The organism is Eggerthella timonensis, from assembly GCF_900184265.1.
Taxonomy (GTDB): Bacteria; Actinomycetota; Coriobacteriia; order Coriobacteriales; family Eggerthellaceae; genus Eggerthella; species Eggerthella timonensis.
On the sequence record NZ_FXXA01000002.1, the window covers coordinates 3718725 to 3736183 of the forward strand.

17 protein-coding genes are annotated in these 17459 nt (G+C 59.0%); 12 read left to right on the forward strand and 5 right to left on the reverse strand.

The features are described 5' to 3' along the window. Positions 1-3: 3 nt before the first annotated feature. The gene (locus C1A15_RS15935; RefSeq protein ID WP_101723477.1) at positions 4-237 is read right to left on the reverse strand and encodes a helix-turn-helix domain-containing protein; all 234 of its coding nucleotides are present in this window, start codon (positions 235-237) and stop codon (positions 4-6) included. A 139-nt stretch (positions 238-376) separates the two neighbouring features. Here C1A15_RS15935 and C1A15_RS15940 point away from each other — a divergent pair, with 139 nt between their 5' ends. Then, positions 377-565, forward strand: coding sequence for a hypothetical protein (locus C1A15_RS15940; protein ID WP_101723478.1), 189 nt, complete (start codon positions 377-379; stop codon positions 563-565). Positions 566-609: 44 nt separating this feature from the next. On the opposite strand, the gene C1A15_RS15945 is transcribed toward C1A15_RS15940, so the two are convergent. Both C1A15_RS15945 and C1A15_RS15950 read right to left on the reverse strand, forming a co-directional pair. Next, on the reverse strand, positions 610-831 hold the full coding sequence (locus C1A15_RS15945; RefSeq protein ID WP_101723479.1) for a helix-turn-helix domain-containing protein: 222 nt from the start codon (positions 829-831) through the stop codon (positions 610-612). A gap of 608 nt (positions 832-1439) precedes the next feature. Beyond that, a complete protein-coding gene (locus tag C1A15_RS15950) occupies positions 1440-2396 on the reverse strand; it encodes an Abi family protein (protein ID WP_101723831.1) in 957 nt (318 codons plus the stop codon). A 117-nt stretch (positions 2397-2513) separates the two neighbouring features. On the opposite strand from C1A15_RS15950, the gene C1A15_RS15955 reads away from it, so the two are divergent. Next, positions 2514-3473, forward strand: coding sequence for a DUF3991 domain-containing protein (locus tag C1A15_RS15955; RefSeq protein WP_101723480.1), 960 nt, complete (start codon positions 2514-2516; stop codon positions 3471-3473). A 131-nt stretch (positions 3474-3604) separates the two neighbouring features. Here the strand turns inward: C1A15_RS15955 and C1A15_RS15960 are convergent, their stop codons facing one another. After that, the gene (locus C1A15_RS15960) at positions 3605-4852 is read right to left on the reverse strand and encodes a bacteriophage abortive infection AbiH family protein (protein ID WP_101723481.1); all 1248 of its coding nucleotides are present in this window, start codon (positions 4850-4852) and stop codon (positions 3605-3607) included. A 93-nt stretch (positions 4853-4945) separates the two neighbouring features. Here C1A15_RS15960 and C1A15_RS15965 point away from each other — a divergent pair, with 93 nt between their 5' ends. The 10 genes from C1A15_RS15965 (at position 4946) to C1A15_RS16010 (ending at position 15843) form a co-directional block, all read left to right on the forward strand. Continuing rightward, positions 4946-5266: a plasmid mobilization protein gene (locus C1A15_RS15965; RefSeq protein ID WP_245865061.1), complete on the forward strand. Its 321-nt coding sequence runs from the start codon at positions 4946-4948 to the stop codon at positions 5264-5266. Between the two features lie 4 nt (positions 5267-5270). Beyond that, complete coding sequence (locus tag C1A15_RS15970) at positions 5271-6581, forward strand: relaxase/mobilization nuclease domain-containing protein (RefSeq protein WP_101723483.1); 1311 nt, start codon at positions 5271-5273, stop codon at positions 6579-6581. Continuing rightward, positions 6526-7314, forward strand: coding sequence for a PcfB family protein (locus C1A15_RS15975; RefSeq protein ID WP_101723832.1), 789 nt, complete (start codon positions 6526-6528; stop codon positions 7312-7314). Before C1A15_RS15970 ends, C1A15_RS15975 begins: the two co-directional genes overlap by 56 nt. A gap of 6 nt (positions 7315-7320) precedes the next feature. After that, on the forward strand, positions 7321-8199 hold the full coding sequence (locus C1A15_RS15980) for a hypothetical protein (RefSeq protein ID WP_101723484.1): 879 nt from the start codon (positions 7321-7323) through the stop codon (positions 8197-8199). Continuing rightward, positions 8196-10007 (forward strand): VirD4-like conjugal transfer protein, CD1115 family, encoded by a 1812-nt coding sequence (locus tag C1A15_RS15985; protein ID WP_101723485.1) that lies wholly within the window; start codon positions 8196-8198, stop codon positions 10005-10007. The genes C1A15_RS15980 and C1A15_RS15985 overlap by 4 nt, the downstream gene beginning before the upstream one ends. 1 nt (position 10008) lies before the next feature. After that, positions 10009-10338, forward strand: a complete 330-nt coding sequence (locus tag C1A15_RS17300; protein WP_245865062.1) for a formate hydrogenlyase — start codon at positions 10009-10011, stop codon at positions 10336-10338. 79 nt (positions 10339-10417) lie between these two features. After that, a complete protein-coding gene (locus C1A15_RS15995; RefSeq protein ID WP_101723486.1) occupies positions 10418-11257 on the forward strand; it encodes a VirB6/TrbL-like conjugal transfer protein, CD1112 family in 840 nt (279 codons plus the stop codon). 45 nt (positions 11258-11302) lie between these two features. Next, a complete protein-coding gene (locus tag C1A15_RS17455) occupies positions 11303-11839 on the forward strand; it encodes a PrgI family protein (protein ID WP_101723487.1) in 537 nt (178 codons plus the stop codon). Continuing rightward, entirely contained in the window at positions 11820-14135 is a 2316-nt protein-coding gene (locus C1A15_RS16005; RefSeq protein ID WP_101723488.1) for a VirB4-like conjugal transfer ATPase, CD1110 family, read from the forward strand. Before C1A15_RS17455 ends, C1A15_RS16005 begins: the two co-directional genes overlap by 20 nt. Before the next feature lie 40 nt (positions 14136-14175). After that, positions 14176-15843, forward strand: coding sequence for a CHAP domain-containing protein (locus C1A15_RS16010; protein WP_101723489.1), 1668 nt, complete (start codon positions 14176-14178; stop codon positions 15841-15843). Between the two features lie 797 nt (positions 15844-16640). Here C1A15_RS16010 and C1A15_RS16015 read toward each other — a convergent pair. After that, on the reverse strand, positions 16641-17156 hold the full coding sequence (locus tag C1A15_RS16015) for a TlpA family protein disulfide reductase (protein WP_101723490.1): 516 nt from the start codon (positions 17154-17156) through the stop codon (positions 16641-16643). Positions 17157-17459 lie beyond the last annotated feature (303 nt).

Genomic DNA, 17459 nt, shown 5'->3' on the forward strand with positions numbered 1-17459 from the left:
TGGCTACCGATCATCCAACGTCGGGTCGTCGGTCAGCGCGCCAGGTTGAACTCCTAATGCGTCGGCGATTCTGCACAGAAGGGAATAGCGGATGTCGATCTCGCCTTTCTCAATCTTTATCAAATGAGAGTAACCCGTTCCCACTACGAGCGCAAAACGGCGTACGGAAAGATTCTCCGCCATGCGGAGCTCTCTAATGCGCTGCCCGAGTTGAACCTGTCGATTCGCCGAATTCATTATCTGCACAGCCTATGAGGTACAATAAGGTTACTGGTGCGTGAGTACGCACCAGTAACCCGAAAGACGAGACTTGGAGATTAGGACGTTTCCTTACCCTTATGCGACGAATCGCCCAACCCGATATTCGAGGAATTCAATGGATAAGCTAAAGAATAGGATTCAGGAGATCGTCTGCGAAGCTGGCGCCGTCTTCTCGGTACTCGAAAACGAGGACGACGTAAGTGAGGCCGAGCGCATCCTTTATCGTCAGATAGAAGAACGCTCGATGGCCGTCAGATCAGCACGCTCGACGAGCGAGAGCGCGAAGAATCCAGAAGCCTCTTGAACGCGACTCGTCATTTTATGCATGAATGCGCAGGAGTAAAAGCGTCACTGCATGAGTTCGGACGCGTCGACCCCGAGAGCGTCGGCGATTTCCCAAAGCCTCACGTACTTGACGTTGCATTCGCCGCGCTCCAAGGCGCTAACATAGTTCTGCGAACCGCCGATCATTGCGGCAAGTTTTTCCTGCGAGAGCCCTTGGGCTTTTCTCGCTTTGCGAATGGCAGCGCCAAGCAACGGCACTCTGTCTTTAGGGGCAATTTTCTCCATATGCGAATTTTCGCCCGGAATTTGAAATGTTTTAGCGTGTGCGCACGCTAAAATAGCTTTTATTTTCGCAATGCATCTAAGGCGGGCATCGAATGCTGAGAGACGTTGATCTACGAAGAATTGCCACCATCGCCGACCATGTCGAATCTCTTTTCGAGACGCTTTCGGATGACGAGACATGCAAAGTTGAGGCGATGCTCCGTTTTGAAATCTCGTATCAAGCGGCGATAGCCCAATCCAGATGCGTCGAACCACCGAACGGATGGGATCTCTGCGGGCGACGCTAATTCCAAACCGTGCGCTCCCTCGACACCACAATCCCCAGACAGCCCATACCACTAAACAGGAGGCAAACACCTTCGTTGTCGCACACGGGTACGACGAGAGAACCGGGGAATGGTCGCATGACGACTACCTTGACACAGCCGCAGAGGCCGCCGAAACGTTGAACCGTAAAACGGTCAGACACCCAAGAAGCAGAATGCGCGAACATCGGGAGCCGGAGCGATAGACGCAGGGGACTACAAAAAACTAGAGCGGAATCACTTTCCGTGATTCCGCTCCGCAAAAACGTCGAACGTTTTTCTGTGTCCTGACAGTATGACAGGTTAAAACCATCTGTCAAATACCTTCTTTAGAAAACCGAACGACGACGAGATCGTGTTGTTTGACGCATAGTAGGAAGCGTGCTCGTCCATCCGACGGGCAAGAGCCGACAAGCTTGCGGATGCCCTGCGGTGGGAGGATTCCCCGCACACCATCCGCGTGTAGGCATAGAGCGTCGTCGTGATTTGCTGGATGGCCACGTTGCGCATTTTCCTCCTGCGCAACGCCTTGGAGATACCGGCGGCGGCCAGCGCATCAGAAACGGGCTTGTAGTTTCCGATCCGTGAGTCTTGACCCACAAATCCGTTGACGATATTGGATGAGTGAGCCGCCGCGTTCCTCACCGACTTCGCTTGGCGGAGAAGGTAGTGCTCGTCCTTCAGTACCGAATCGCGCCAACGGTCAGCGCAGAATTTGTAGAAGCCGATGAAGGTTCCGAACGATACCGATTCAACGAACACCCAGACCGGCATATCGTTTCGATATTTCGCGACCATCTCACCGCAATAGGGATCTCTGGACATAATGTCCAGCTCCCCCTCGATACGCCGCCTCCTAGCCGTGGAGAGGGATGCCAAATAATCGGACACGACCGAATAACCGTCTTCCCCCTCCCTTCCCCCGACCATGTTGAGCAGCTTCACCTTGGAAAAGTGCTCAATGTCGAGCGTCATGGTGAGGAGCGTGTATCGCAAAAGCTGGTCGATGGACGCCAAGTCCTTCAAGTAGGCGAAATCAAGATTGGCGTACTCCCCGTCGTGCGTGCCGCCGTACCGAACAGGGAACAGCTTGCGATAGGAAGCGACCTTGTAATAGTTGTTCTTTTCGACAAGATATTGAGCAGCTTCGGCTTTGCTGCATTCCTCGAAGCGCACACCCCGGGCTTCAAGATGCTCTATCTGAGCCTCGACCGACAGCATCGGCTTGACGTTCGTTCCCGCTAAACGCGCTTCATCCATCGTGTACCCCCTATCGGCGACAGCCATTGTACCAAGGTTCGCGCCTGACCACGAGTGCATTGCTCAAACTCCCAACTCCATTTCCCCATTCGATTAAAAACGCCTGGAGGTGCCCCCATGCCCTACATCGACCCGTCCGTGATCGCGCAAGTCAAGCAGATCGACCTCTTGACCTACCTGCAACAGCGCGAGCCAAGCGAGCTAGTGAAGATCGGTCCGTGCGCTTACGCCACCAAAACGCACGACTCGCTCAAAATCTCAAACGGCAAATGGTACTGGTGGAGCCGAGGGTTCGGCGGCAGAACCGCGCTGGACTACCTCATCAAGGTGCGCGACATGAAGTTTACAGATGCCGTCAACTGCCTGTCCGGCCATCTTTCCGCGCCCGTGTCGAAACCGACCAGAGACACAGCGCCGGAACCGAAACGCCTCCTGCTGCCCCCGAAGCATGACAACCCGTCGAAAGTTGTTTCGTACCTCGAATCTCGCGGGATCGCCCACAGCGTCATCGAGCATTGCATCGACGCTGGCACCGTCTACGAGTCGCGGCGCGGCAACCTGAGCAACGCCGTATTCCTCGGGCGCGACGCAAGAGGCATCCCTCGATACGCCGCCATACGGGGATGCAAGGGGCGCTATCGCGGCGAGGCCGAAGGTTCGGACAAGCGCTACTCGTTTCGTCTCGCGAACTATCCCCTCAACCTGGTAACACACGTGTTTGAATCCTCAATAGACGCGCTTTCCTACGCCACGATGCTCGAAATGCGTGGGCGCGATTGGAGGCGCGAGAACCTGATCTCGCTCGGCGGCGTGCCGCCTGTTTCAGCACGCCCCGGAAAGGAGAGCATCCCCGCCGCGCTCGCCCAGTACCTCGCCGACAACCCCGACACCGAAGCGCTGCGGCTGCACCTCGATAACGACGGGGCAGGGCTCAACGCCGCAGCACTCATCTCGACGCTGTTGAGCGCGAGGTACGAGGTGTGCATCGAGCCGCCCGGATTCGGCAAGGACGTGAACGACGAGCTGATGGCGCTTACAGGTCGGACGACGCCAGAAGCTAAGAGGCGCGTCCGGTGAGCGGCCGGTTCTTCTTTTCGGCTGAGTGCCCCTGAGGTCTTAGCAAGCATCGCGGATGGATAGCCTCGCGGCCATCCATCCACCCTTGCAGGGGGCAAGCCCCCTGTCCCCCGCAATCTGAAACCGATCTACTATGCTGCGTCGAACACATCGTAATAGCTTTGAATTATGCGGTATTTCTCGACTGACAACTCTTTCGCCATTCGTTCGAGGCGATTGCGATCCTCTTCGCTGTAGATGCTGAAAACGAATTCCGCATCACGACATCTACCGGCTATCGCCTTGAAATAAGGCCAATCTATTTCGTTATAGGAATGGCCGAGGACAATCACGTGCCGCATACCCGAACAGCGACTCAGGAAATCATCAAGCCTCTCAGCAATTAACTCGACGGGCTTGTAGAACTCTGAGAGGTAATCGGTACACTGGTCGTAAGCGCGCCTCAACCTCGCATCATCACCCCCAAGGGAAGCGTTCAGTTCCCTGGAATTTGGATGCGTTCGGTGTCCCATGATTAACGAGTCCTTCGATAGAAGGGTGCCGTGAATATGGATGATCTTGTTTCGAGGGACACCGTACACCTTTTCCAAAAGATCGGTGTAATTGAAGTTCAGCACCAGGCTGTCTTTTGAGTCAATCCTATACTTTTTCGAAGGGGGCAACTCCACACTGCTTATCCATTCGTAAAAAGCCTCCTTCAACGACGTTATCCAGGATAGATCCATGTCGTAGTAGAACTCCAAGGTATGGTTGTCTCGATCCTTAAACTCATCACTGCTATAGGAAACAAGTTCACTGGTCTTGTCTTCGTTGTAGTCATTCAAATAATCAGTGCTCAATCCCTCCATGTACTTCTCGAACTCAAACCACATCTCCTCGGAAGGCACCTCGGTGTATTCGCTGATCGATTCAAGTCCTTCCCAGACATGATCGCCGCACTCTTTAAGGAATTGTCGAAAATCGCAGAATCCCGTGGCCATACCATGATCAAGATCGAAGCCGTTCCCAATCACGATCAGCGTTGACGCCGATCCTGCCTCGAAGTCAGTTGGAAACGTTGCCCTTTCTGAGATGGGTCCCGAATTGTCAACGCGGTAGTTTTCAGCCCCTTCCATATAGGCTTCTCCATACGCTTCCGATGGATTTTCGAGCCGGTATTGCAGCCTATCTATGACCGCCATGAGGCTGTCCCGCATTTCCTCATTTGAACAGTACGCTTTCAAATAGCCCGATCCCCGCTTGGCAAACTCGTTCAGATGCCATTCATCGTGCTGAGGAAAATCGTGAAACAGATCAGAACCGAGATAGATGGGCAGGCACCGCTCTAGCACCATCTTGGCTGCAAGAAGATCATCGTCAAACGTCGTTTCCCTGTGCACGGTTTTCGCTCCTCATCCCACTACGGATACAACAGAAGTCTTCCCACATATTACCTTCCACCCAAAAACCCAGCAAGGAGATCACCTATGCGCATGAGGAACCGCACAGTGCTGCTGCGCCTGACCGACGACGAACTAGCCCACCTGCGCGCGCTCGTCTCCAAATCTGGGCTGTCGCAGGAAGCCTACCTACGCTCCCTGATCGCCGGGCTGCGTCCTCGGGACAAGCCGCCGCCCGACTACTACGCGATGACACGCGAGTTGCATGCCATAGGTAACAACATGAACCAGATCGCCGCCAAGCTGCACTCGCGCGGCGTCATGGATTCCGAGCGCTACGACGAGGAGGCCCGCAAGCTCGCGACGGCGCTCGCCAGGATAGCCGCCGCCGTGTCCTCCCCCGAGAGGATGTGAGCGCATGGCGACTACGAAGATATGGCCCGTCAAAGGCAGGATCGACCACTTGGTCGACTACGTTCTCAACTCCGAGAAGACCGAGCACCGGCTCTACGCGACCGGCATCAACTGCACCCCTGGAAGCGCGACAGCCGAGATGAACGCGACGAAACGGCTCCACGGCAAAGTCGGGGGCACCGTCGCGTTCCACGCTTACCAGTCGTTCGACCCCGGCGAGGTCACGCCCGAGACGGCACATGAGATAGGCACCCGCCTCGCCCACGAGCTATGGGGCGACCGCTTCCAGATCGTCGTCACGACGCACGTAGACAAGGGTCACGTCCACAACCACTTCGCCGTCAACTCGGTGAGCTACGCGGACGGCCGCCGCTTCCACTGCGACGCGAGGGAGTACCGCCGATTGCGCGCGAAATCGGACAGGTTGTGCGCCGAGCACGGCCTGTCGGTCATCCAAGACCCGAAGCACGGCAAAGCCAAGCACCACGCCGAGTGGAACGCCGAACGCGAGGGCAGACCCACGTGGCGCGCCATCGTCAAGCAGGACGTGGACGAGGCGGTGGACAAGGCGACGACCGACAAGCAGTTCTATGCCAACTTGAAGGCCATCGGCTACGAGGTGAAGCTCGGCAAGGACATCTCGGTGCGGCCTCCCGGCAAGGAGCGGTTCGTCCGGCTCGCGCGCAACTTCGGCGACGAGTACACCTACGAGGGCATCGCGCGGCGCATCCTGGCACGCAAGCCAGTCCAACCGCCCATCGCCAAAGCCAAGGCGACCACCCAGCCGAGGAAGATGCCGCCTGCACCGAAAGGCAGCGTAGCCGCGCTCTACCGCCACTACCTCTACCTCTTCGGCTTCTACGAGCAGCACGGCGACCCCAACAAGCGGATGCACTTCCTGCTCGCCGAGGATCTGCGCAGCTTCGACAACATCGTCGTGGAGTCGAAGCTGCTGGACGAGCACGGCATCGTCACCGACGCCGATCTGCTCGCCCACATGGACGGCCTCGACGGCGAGATAAAAGCCCTGTGCATCGAGCGCAAGGCGATCCGGGCGCAGCTCCGAAAAGCGGGGGTATCAAAGCCGGATGCGCCGCCAGACCCCCGGGTAACCCAGATAAACAAGCAATTGAAAACGCTCAGGCGGGAGGTGAGGCACTGCGCGAACATCGCGAAACGCTCGGGCGTGCTCGTGGCGAAGATCGCGGAAATGGAGCGGCATCAGGCCGAACGGAAGAAGGACAAGGAGGCGAAGAAAGATGGACGCATCGGAACAAGCGGCAGAGCAGATCGTGCGCATGACACTCGCAGGTAGCGAGTTCGCCGTCAGGCTCACCGGAGCCGGAGCCAAAAACGTGGCCGCAGGACTCATGGCCGCAGCGGCCGGCACGGAGAAGACGAAAGGCAAGGCACGGCTCTCGACCATGCTCAAAAGCGGCAAGGAACTCAAGGTGTTCCAACTCAAATCAGACGATTTGAAGCGGTTCGCGGAAGAAGCAAAGCGATACGGAGTCCTCTACACCCTCGTCAAGCCGGAGTCGAAGGGCGCGGGAGAGCTGGACGTGATGGTCAAGGCCGAGGATGCCGCCAAGGTCAATCGCATCCTCGAAAGGCTCGGCTACGGACGGGTGGAAGACCAGCAGGCGACGACGGTCGAGCCTGCCGTCGAAGCCGAGCGCGGCGCGGAGCCGTCGGAGCCTCAGCGGATGGAGCCAGACCACGAGCAGGCGAACCTGGACGCGCTGGCCGAAATCCTCGGCTCGCCCGAGGGCAAGGATGCCGAGGTGCCGCCCGTCCCTTTAGGGCAAGCCCCATCAGAGTGTCCGTCAGAGCCTATATCCGAGAGCAAGGAGCGCTCAGACGCGGCTACTGACTCCAAGACCCCCGACGGGCGCGACCGCAGATCGGTGCAAGCCGACATCGCGGAACTGCGCCGCAAGAGGCTCGCGCAGGCTGCGGAGCCGCCCGTACTGAAAACGCCGGAGAAGTCGGCAGCACCCCCAGCGCCCGTCGCCCCGAAAAAAGCCAAAACCCAACCGGAAAGGTAGGCATCAATGGAAAACGTCTACTCGTTCATCGAGGCAAACAGCGGCGCGACCGCACGGAAGGAGCCGCAGAAGCAGTTCGACAAAGAGGCATGGAAGGAACGCAAGCAGCAGGAGCGGGATGCCGCCTACGCGCTCGGCGACGAAACGGCCATCCGCGTGAACGAAGATCCCGAAGCGCTGCACGGATACCTGGGCGTGATGGCTCGGTTTCCGGAGCGCTCTGCGCTGAACAACCTGCTCATATTCGCCCAACGTCCGAACGCCTCCCGCATCGGGGACAGGGAGCACTGGCACAGGGAGCACGCCCGCGTCAAGGGTTCGGGCTTCGTCCTCATCGAGCAGGGCAACGCCTACGAGCGCGAGGACGGCACGCTCGGCAGCTACTTCAACGCGGCGCGCGTGTACGACGAGAGCGAAACTACCGCGCGCAAGATCCTCCCCCGGCGCTACAAGGAGGAAAACGTCGTCTTTGCGCTCGTCAAGACCGCGAAGCCGCGCATCGTCGTCGCCGACGACCTGCAAGGCGAGCTGGCCGTCTACGACCGCGTTGGCGATACCCTACAATTGCAGAAAGGACTCGACCAATCGCAGCTGTTCTGGGCGCTCGCCAGCGAGCTGGCGCAAGCCGAGTTCGCGCGCCGCGACGAGGGATGGAGCCGCGAAGCGTGCTTCGGCCGCGCCGAGCTTGCGGCCACTGCGCTGGCGAAGCGCTACGGCATCGACGCGCCCCCGGGCGATGCGCCAGCCCCGGCACCGAGGGGCGCGGATGCGAAGGAGGTGCGCGCCGCCCTGTCCGACGTGCAGGGCGCGGTCAAGGCGATCAGCCGACAGGCGGCGCTCGAACTAGACAAGCCGAAGGAGCGCGAACAGGCGCGCGGGCGATGAGGCGGGACGCAACCGCCGAGATCGCACTCGTGATCATCGGGATTCCAGCCGTCGTCTGGCTCGCCCTGCTGGTCGCGCCCGCGCTCGCGATGGAGCGCACGCAGCTCCTGGTTGGACTCGCAGCAGCGATGGAGCACCCTTTTTCTATCCAGATCATCGAAAGCAGCTTGCAGACCGTCTTCGTCGCACTCGCGGCATACGCGCTCGGCATAGCCGTCTACTTCTCCTCGCGCCGCAATTGGCGGCGTCGCGAAGAGCACGGCAGTGCCAAGTGGGGCGACGCGAAAGCCATAGCCCGCAAGTACAAGGGCAGGACGTTCGCCGAAAACAAGATATTCACCGAGCACTTCCGGCTCGGCTTCGACGCGCACCGCCACAGGCGCAATCTCAACGCCCTCGTCGTCGGCGGGTCCGGAGCGGGCAAGACGCGCGGCTACGCCCTGCCCAACGTCATGCAAGCGAACAGCAGCATGGTCGTCCTAGACCCCAAGGGTGAGATACTGCGCGCATCCGGCCATCTGCTCGAAGCGCAGGGCTACGAGGTGCGCGTGCTCGACCTCGTGAACCCGCACCTGTCCCACTGCTACAACCCGTTCAAGTACCTGCAAAGCGACGGCGACGTGCAGCGGCTCACCACCAACCTGTTCAAAGCCACCACGCCCAAAGGCGCGGTCAGCCAAGACCCGTTCTGGGACACGGCCGCCAGCATGCTGCACCTGGCGCTCGCATTCTACCTGCTTCACGAAGCGCCGAGCGAGGAGCAGAACTACCCCATGCTCATGGAGATGCTGAGGGCTGGCGAGGTGCGCGAGGACGACGACGAGTACACGTCCATCCTGGACGATCTGTTCGACCGCTTGGAGATGGAGAAACCCGACCACATCGCGCTCAAATACTACCGCGCCTACCGCTCAGGCTCCGCGAAAACCCTCAAGTCGATCCAAGTGACGCTAGCCTCCCGTTTGGAAAAATTCAACCTGGACTCGATTTCTAGCTTGGTTTCGACCGACGAGCTTGACCTGCCGTCGCTCGGCGAGCGCAAGGTGGCGCTGTTCGCGGTCATCCCCGACAACGACACGTCGTACAACTTCCTCGTGTCCATCCTGTACACGCAGATCTTCCAGCAGCTCTTCGCGCTGGCCGACGGCAAGCACAGGGGAGGCCTGCCCGTGCACGTCCATTTCCTCATGGACGAGTTCGCCAACGTCTCCCTACCTGACGACTTCGACAAGATATTGAGCGTCATGCGCAGCCGCAACGTCTCGGTTTCCATCATCTTGCAGAACCTGGCGCAGCTCAAAGCCCTGTTCGAAAAGCAATGGGAGTCCATCGTCGGCAACTGCGACGAGTTCCTTTACCTCGGCGGTAACGAGCAGAGCACGCACAAGTACGTGAGCGAGCTGCTGGGCAAGGAGACGATAGACACCAACACATACGGCAAGTCCACGGGTCGCTCGGGCAATTACACGACGAACTGGCAGGTGTCGGGACGCGAGCTGATGACGCCCGACGAGGTGCGGATGCTGGACAACTCCCAAGCCCTCCTGTTCGTTCGCGGCGAGCGCCCCATGATGGACGCCAAGTACGACCTCGCGAAGCATCCGAACGTGCGGCTCGCGACCGAAGGAGGCGCACCGCCCTACGAGCACGGACGTGATTCGCGCTCGGTGGCGAGCATTGAAAGCGTGCCCGGCGTGGATGCCCGGTTCGCAAACCCGTCAGACACACCCGCGCCCATCCCCAATACGCGTTACACGATCCTCAGCAGCGAGGAAGTGGAAGAACTACTCGGCATCGAAGGAGCATGATATGAAAATACTCGCCAAAATCAAGTCAAACCCTCGTAAAGCCCTGGCAAACGCCGGGGCTTTTCTTTTCTCGCTCGCGGCGGTGATGCTGTGCGTGCCTGAACTCGCGTTTGCAGACGGCGACCCGCTGGCTGCGGTCAACAACCTGTCCACGTTCATCTTCGGGTTGATACGCGCCATCGGCCTCATCATCCTCGGCTTCGGCGTGGTACAGGTCGGCCTCTCGCTAAAAAGCCACGACCCGTCCCAGCGCGCGAACGGGTTCCTGACCGTCGCGGGCGGCATCGTCATCGTATTCGCGAAGGAAATCCTCGACATCATCACGGGCTAAGCGTCCTTCCCGTGCGGGCTTGGCCGCGTTGCGGTCAAGCCCGCATCAACCACCCGAACAACAGAATAGGAGGTGACTTTTGGATTCCGACAACTGGATAGTCCACAACCTTCAGAGCGCTCTCGACACCTGGAACGGGAAGATGGGCGAGATCGTAGGGCTGCTCACGACCTCCCCGGCGGACTTCAGGGGCGGCGGCATCTGGGATGCGGTGCTCGCCATCCACGGAGCCGTACAGGCTATCGGCCTGTCGCTGCTCGTGCTCTTCTTCCTGGTCGGCATGGTCAAAACCTGCGGGTCGTTCGCCGAGGTGAAGAAACCCGAAGTGGTCTTCAAATTGTTCATCCGTTTCATTCTCGCAAAGGCGGCCATCGTCTACGGCCTCGAACTCATGATGACGTTCCTCACCGTCGTGCAAGGCATGATCGGGAGCATCCTCGCAGCCGTCGGCTTCGACGGCGCGTCCCCGACCGTGCTGCCGCCCGAGATGATCGAGGCGATAGAGGGCGTGGACTTCCTCAACTCCATCCCCCTCTGGGCGGTGACGCTCCTGGGCGGCCTGTTCATCACCGTGCTCTCGTTCGTGATGATACTTTCCGTATACGGACGTTTCTTCAAGATATATATGTACACGGCACTCGCCCCGGTGCCCCTCGCGTCGTTCGCGGGCGAGCCGTCGCAGTCCATCGGCAAATCGTTCGTCAAGTCCTACGGAGCCGTGTGCCTGGAGGGCGCGATCATCGTGCTCGCCTGCATCATCTTCTCCCTTTTCGCCGGGTCGCCGCCGACAGTAGATTCCTCCGCACCCGTCGTGACGCAGGTGTGGGGCTACGTCGGCGAGATCATCTTCAACATGCTCGTGCTCACCGGGATGGTGAAGATGGCCGACCGCATCGTGCGCGAGATGATGGGGCTTTAACCCCGCGAAATCCCAACCGCAACCGAATAAGGAGGCTTCGCCTTCATGGAAGTCAAGATCAATCGCGAGATACGCGACTACGCCGAGTCGGTCTTCTTCGGCATGAGCTTGCGCCAGTGCCTCTTCGCCGCTGCCGCCTGCGCGGTCGCCGTCGCGCTCTACTTCGCCCTCGACCCCTACTTGGGAATAGAAGAACTCTCCTGGGTCTGTATCCTCGGAGCCGCACCCTTCGCAGCGGTCGGCTTCGTCAAGTGGCACGGCATGAGCGCGGAGCAGGCCGCATGGGCATGGGTCAAGTCGGTGCTGCTCACGCCCAAGCGCCTCTCATCGCGCCCTGAAAACCTCTACTACGACGCGCACGAGCAGGAGGCCAAGCGCTCGGCCAGTCCTTTAACACGCCTCAATTCCATTCAACCGCGTGCAGCAGCAACCGAGCCTGACGCGAGCGCTCCGGACAAGCCCGATGCGCTCGCACCCAAGAGCCTCACCGACCGCGTCAACAACCTTTACGTCAATTTGCTCGCCCGTCTGTACGAGAAGGCGAGCGGAAAGCGAGACATGCATGATAAAAACGCTCGTTAAGATGCGGCGCGCCGAGCGCGAGGGATTCGCGCGCCCGAAGTCGGTGGAGCAGGCCGTGCCCATCGCCCAGGTCTGGGAGGACGGCATCTTCCGCGTCGGTCGCGACAAATACGCCAAGACATACCATATCGCGGACATCAACTACGCCGTGGCATCGAAGGACGACAAGGACGCGTTGTTCTTGGAGTATTCCGACCTACTGAACTCCTTCGACCCCGGCGCTACCACCAAGATCACCGTGGCCACGCGCAGGCTCGATGCCCAAGAGTTCAGGAAGAGCATCCTCATCCCGTACCAGGACGACGGATTGGACGAGTACCGAACCGAATACAACAGCATGCTCCTGGACAAAGCGGAGCGCACTAACGCGATGGTTCGCGAGCTATACCTCACGGTGTCGGTCATCCGCAAGAGCGTGAACGAGGCGCGTCGGTACTTCGACCGCACCACCGGGGAGTTGTCGGTGCATCTCGCCCGCCTCGGCTCCAAGTGCACGGAAGTGGGAGACGAGGGCAAGCTGCGGCTGCTCCACGACTTCTTCCACGCGGGGCGCGAGGAAGAGTTCTCGTACGACCGCGCGGACAGCGCCCGCAAAGGCCATTCGTTCAAGGACTGCATCGTGCCCGAATCGTTGGAGTTCGAGCCGGGTTTCATCAAAATCGGCGAGCGCTTCGCGCGCGTGCTCTACCTGAAGGACTACGCTTCCTATATCAAGGACAGCTTTTTGACCGAGCTAACCGACATGGATAAGTCGCTCGTGCTCTCCATCGACGTGATACCCGTGCCCACCGACGAAGCGGTGCGGGAGGTCGAGAACCGCCTTTTGGGCGTGGAGACGAACATCACCAACTGGACGCGCAAGCAGAACCAGAACCTCAACTACAACGTGGTTGTCCCCTACGATATGGAGCAGCAGCGCAAGGAATCCCGAGAGTTCCTGAACGACCTCGTGGCACGCGACCAGCGCATGATGTTCGGTGTCGTGACGCTCGTGCATACCGCCGACACACTGGAGGAACTGGACTCCGACACCGAGGCCATCCTCTCCTGCGCGCGCAAGCACCTTTGCCAAATGGCGGTATTGAAGTACCAGCAGCTCGACGGCCTCATGACGGCACTGCCAATAGGCGTGCGCCAGATCGACGCCCTGCGCACGCTCACGACCGAGAGCCTAGCCGTACTCATGCCATTCCGCGTGCAGGAAATCATGGACAACGGCGGCTTCTATTTCGGTGAGAACGCAATATCGAAGAACCTCATCCTCTACGACAAGTCCCGACTGATGAACCCCAACGCCTTCATTTTGGGCGTGCCGGGAGCAGGCAAGAGCTTCAACACCAAAGAACTTATCGCCATACTCGCCCTCTCCACACGGGACGACATCATAATCTGCGACCCGGAGCGCGAGTACGCCGCCCTCGTGGAAGCGCTCGGAGGTGAAGTCGTCCGCATCGCGGCGGGCAGCGAACATCACATCAACGCGCTCGACATGACGGAGGGCTACGGCGACGGCGGCAACCCCGTCATCGACAAGAGTGAATTCGTCCTGTCGCTTTTCGATCAGCTCGAAAGCAAGGGGCTGAGCGCGCAATCCAAGTCCATCGTGGACAGGTGCACGGCATTGGTCTACGCCGAAAGCCGCGCGAACGGGAGCACGCCTACGCTCGTGACGCTGCACGACGAGCTGCTCGCACAGCCAGAGCCGGAGGCACGCGCAATGGCGTTATCCCTCGAACTATTCACCTCCGGCTCGCTCGATGCGTTCGCGCACCCCACGAACGTGGACACACAAAGCCGAATCCTGGCCTACGACATCATGGATCTCGGAAAGCAACTCAAGACGATGGGTCTGCTCGTGATCACCGACGCGATGCTCAACCGCGTCACCGCGAACTGGCGGGCGGGGAAGCGAACGCACATAGTCATCGACGAGTTCCACGTGGTCTTCGAGAGCGAATACAGCGGGGCGTTCTTTAACAGCGCATGGCGGCGCTTCCGCAAGCGCAACGCCTACCCCACCGCGGTCACGCAGAACGTCGAGTACCTGCTCGATTCCGTGCTCGCCTCCACCATGCTCTCCAACTCCGAGTTCGTGGTCATGCTCAACCAGGCTCCCGCCGACCGCCAGAAGCTAGGCGACCTCCTGAACATCAGCCAGGAGCAGATGGGCTACATCACCAACGCGGACGAGGGATGTGGCCTGTTGCGCTACGGCAGCGCCATCGTCCCCTTCGAGAATCGGTTCCCCAAGAATACCGAACTCTACAAGCTCATGACCACGAAGCCGGGCGAGTAGGCCGAGCCTCCCCGGCCTACCGCCGTAAAGGAGGCAGCGCTTGGAAAGAGACATCAAGAAGCGCCGCGTCGTCAAGGACATCAAGACGCTCGCCCGCCGAACGGGCGCGGCGAGCGCCGCCAAGGATGCAGCGATCAAGACGAGGGACGCGGCGAACGGCACCGTCGTCGCCCAAGGCGACGAGCAGAGCCGCCCCGAGGACGAGGCGCAATCCGGCGGCCAGCGCCTCGCAAACGACGGCGCAGCAGCCGCGCAGCGCCGCATCCTAACCAAGGCCGCGCATCCGCGAGCCAAGACCGAGCGTCCGCGAGCGGAACCGGCGAAGGAGCACGCGAAAGACGCCGAGAGGAAAGCGCGCCGTGAGGCGGGAGCGCAAGAGCCGGAACCCCCCTCTGCACCTGCGGGCGCAGAGGGGACGAGGGCACCGGCCGAGAAGAGAAAGGCAGGAGCCGCCCCCAAGCAGCCCAAGGCCGCGATGCGCCCGAGGCCGCAGGCGAGGCCTCCGAAGCAGCCATCTTCGCAAGCCCCGAAGCCGACGGCGAACATGCTGCAGGCTATAGCCCGCCGACGAGGCAGCGCGCGCCACGCGGCATCCCACGCCCCCAGGGCGGCAAAGAGAGCGATGGACGGCGCGGCGGCGTTCGCCCGGATGGCCGCCGCATCCGCGAGGTCGCTCACTGCCGCCCTTACCGTCCTCGGGAGCACCGCGCTATCGACGGTGGTGGTGGTCACGCTCGCGGGACTCGTCGCAGTGTCGGCGTTTGGCATCTTCTTCTGCGGCGGCGACCTCGGCGACGGAAACCCTTCCCTGCGGGAGATGGTGGCGCAGCTCAACAAGGAGCACACCGAGCGCATCGAGCAGATCAAGACCGAGAACCCCCACGACAAGGTGGCTCTCACGGGCACGAAAACAGCTTGGAAGGAAGCTTTGGCCGTCTACGCGGTCAAGACGACGACGGATGCGAACAACCCTCTCGACATGGTGACGCTCGATGCAGCACGCCAGCAGCTCGTCAAAGATGTTTTCTGGAATATGAATAGCATCTCCAGCCGCGTTGAGGCGAAGGAAATCACCGACATAGTTCTGGAAGAGGACGACGAGGGCAACCCGGTAGAGGTCGAAAAGACCACCACCGAGAGAATCCTCTACATCGAGTTGTCACACACTACGGCAGACGAAGCGGTGAGCGTCTACGGCTTCGATGCCGAGCAGGCCGACATGCTCCACCAACTGCTCGCGGAAAAGAACGACCCGCTTTGGCAGTCGGTGCTCTACGGCGTCGGGCAGGGCAGCGGCGACATGGTGGAGGTAGCGGCATCCCAAGTCGGCAACGTGGGCGGCCAGCCCTACTGGTCGTGGTACGGCTTCGGCGGCCGCGTCGAATGGTGCGCGTGTTTCGTCAGCTGGTGCGCGAATGAGTGCGGCTACATCGAAGACGGTTCAGTGTTGAAGTTCGCGTACTGCCCAACCGGCGTGCAGTGGTTCAAGGACGCCGGACGCTGGCAGGATCGCGGGTACGCGCCGCAACCGGGCGACATCGTGTTCTTCGACTGGGGCGGCGACGGCGTTTCCGACCACGTGGGAATCGTCGAATCGTGCGACGGTTCGACCGTGCACACCATCGAAGGAAACTCCGGCGATGCATGCCAGCGCAATAGCTACGGCATCAATAGCGCATCGATCATGGGCTTCGGCACACCCATCTAACTGCAATACCGGACGGGGAGTTTACACTCCTCGTCCGGTATCAATCGTCTGCGTCACAAGAAAAGCATTGCCACCACGTACAGTACGATGCAAACAAACAAGATTACTGCTAAAGTTGAGCGCTTTGTTCGCAGCGAGTCGATCATGCCAAAGAGAAAGAATCCTATCATGGTAAGACTGAGAGCCACTTGTGTGACCTCACGCGAGAGTCCAAAGAAAGACCTTGCTACTATGACCAACACTACTAATACCGCTGCTACAACTATTGCAATCTTGTTGCATGCGATGCCCCTAGCGGGCTTTTCATTGCTCATGATCTGCAGCGTTAGAACAAGCAGTTCCAGAGAGTGAACGCCCCGGAAGCCGTCGCGATGAGAGCCCCACCAGGTCCCGACCATGCCAAACCGGCAACAGCGGCTGCACTACTGATCAGCATCTGATTGTAGCATCGACGTTCTTGGGCGTTCAGTTTCACTGTGTGAGGCACCGGTCGATTGTTCGCAAAACCGTGGGAATTGCACCATGCTCGCGTGTAAGAGTCAGTGCAATTACCGCGAGTGCGCGGCGCGATCCCGCTATCATAGGTATCGCCAACATAGACAGCATCGGTTCCGCCGGAAACTGCCTGACCGCCGCTAGAGTCCGCGAAAGCCACAGCTCCAGTAGGAAGCATTAGGGAAAGGCATAGAGCTAACGAAGTGAGTGCCGCACCTGTTTTCTTCATGATACTCTCCAATCATTGAAAAGGCTTGTATTCTCCAGCGACCGATGCCCCCTTTCCTTTAGAGCGCTGGTGCTCATTTGTTGTATTGAACATATTCATTCAGCAACTTGAACGAATCCTCTTCGCCCTGTGCCGAGCCAATTATTCCTCCTTGATCGGTCACTATGAAAACCGTTGGAATATGCTCCAGCTCATATGAGTTGTATACGCTTCTGTCTTGATCAAGGTAGATCGGAAAATCTCCCCGATGGCTTTCGATGTCATCGAGATTTTCGTCTTGTGCAACCGTAAACAGATTCTTTTTTATGACGTCAGCCTCATCCGCTTGATCAATCTTCTCTATTAGCGATTCGCAATGAGGACACCATGATCCCCAGAAAAGCAAAACATTTTCTTCTCCGGATTTGAGGTTGTCAAAATAGCGATTTTCGCCGCCCAAGCTAAAGTCAGGGGCCTTCTCTAATGATGAGAAGGTTTGCGAGTATGGTTCGTGGTGCTTTGGAAGAAGGAAAACAGAGACAGCGATAGTCACCGCCGCAACAACGGCGATCAATAAGATCGAAAGAATAGCAACTCGCTTCTTGTGCATTTGCCGCACCTCCCATAAAAGTAAGACTAAAATCTGAATCTCATTTGTTCTTATATGATTATCATATAATTCTTAATGAAGATTGTAGCAAGAATGTCACTAAAATACTAGACCTTTTTCATTTTGTCTCCGTCGTCAAATGGGGAAGCATTCCATTGTTAGCCGAGTTAGTCTGCATCGCTAGATCATTCACTTTTGAAAGCTGATGAAATGCATTTCGATCCTCGAGAATAAATAAGAGCTATTTCTATCCGCAGATAGCCTTAACAAGCACACGGATACACAAATCGAGAAATCTCATAC

What these genes read in the sequence shown, in the direction of transcription:
- C1A15_RS15935 (WP_101723477.1), bottom strand. Translation starts at nt 237, where the DNA reads ATGAATTCGGCGAATCGACAGGTTCAACTCGGGCAGCGCATTAGAGAG.
- C1A15_RS15940 (WP_101723478.1), top strand. Translation starts at nt 377, where the DNA reads ATGGATAAGCTAAAGAATAGGATTCAGGAGATCGTCTGCGAAGCTGGC.
- C1A15_RS15945 (WP_101723479.1), bottom strand. Translation starts at nt 831, where the DNA reads ATGGAGAAAATTGCCCCTAAAGACAGAGTGCCGTTGCTTGGCGCTGCC.
- C1A15_RS15950 (WP_101723831.1), bottom strand. Translation starts at nt 2,396, where the DNA reads ATGGATGAAGCGCGTTTAGCGGGAACGAACGTCAAGCCGATGCTGTCG.
- C1A15_RS15955 (WP_101723480.1), top strand. Translation starts at nt 2,514, where the DNA reads ATGCCCTACATCGACCCGTCCGTGATCGCGCAAGTCAAGCAGATCGAC.
- C1A15_RS15965 (WP_245865061.1), top strand. Translation starts at nt 4,946, where the DNA reads ATGAGGAACCGCACAGTGCTGCTGCGCCTGACCGACGACGAACTAGCC.
- C1A15_RS15970 (WP_101723483.1), top strand. Translation starts at nt 5,271, where the DNA reads ATGGCGACTACGAAGATATGGCCCGTCAAAGGCAGGATCGACCACTTG.
- C1A15_RS15975 (WP_101723832.1), top strand. Translation starts at nt 6,526, where the DNA reads ATGGACGCATCGGAACAAGCGGCAGAGCAGATCGTGCGCATGACACTC.
- C1A15_RS15980 (WP_101723484.1), top strand. Translation starts at nt 7,321, where the DNA reads ATGGAAAACGTCTACTCGTTCATCGAGGCAAACAGCGGCGCGACCGCA.
- C1A15_RS15985 (WP_101723485.1), top strand. Translation starts at nt 8,196, where the DNA reads ATGAGGCGGGACGCAACCGCCGAGATCGCACTCGTGATCATCGGGATT.
- C1A15_RS17300 (WP_245865062.1), top strand. Translation starts at nt 10,009, where the DNA reads ATGAAAATACTCGCCAAAATCAAGTCAAACCCTCGTAAAGCCCTGGCA.
- C1A15_RS17455 (WP_101723487.1), top strand. Translation starts at nt 11,303, where the DNA reads ATGGAAGTCAAGATCAATCGCGAGATACGCGACTACGCCGAGTCGGTC.
- C1A15_RS16005 (WP_101723488.1), top strand. Translation starts at nt 11,820, where the DNA reads ATGATAAAAACGCTCGTTAAGATGCGGCGCGCCGAGCGCGAGGGATTC.
- C1A15_RS16015 (WP_101723490.1), bottom strand. Translation starts at nt 17,156, where the DNA reads ATGCACAAGAAGCGAGTTGCTATTCTTTCGATCTTATTGATCGCCGTT.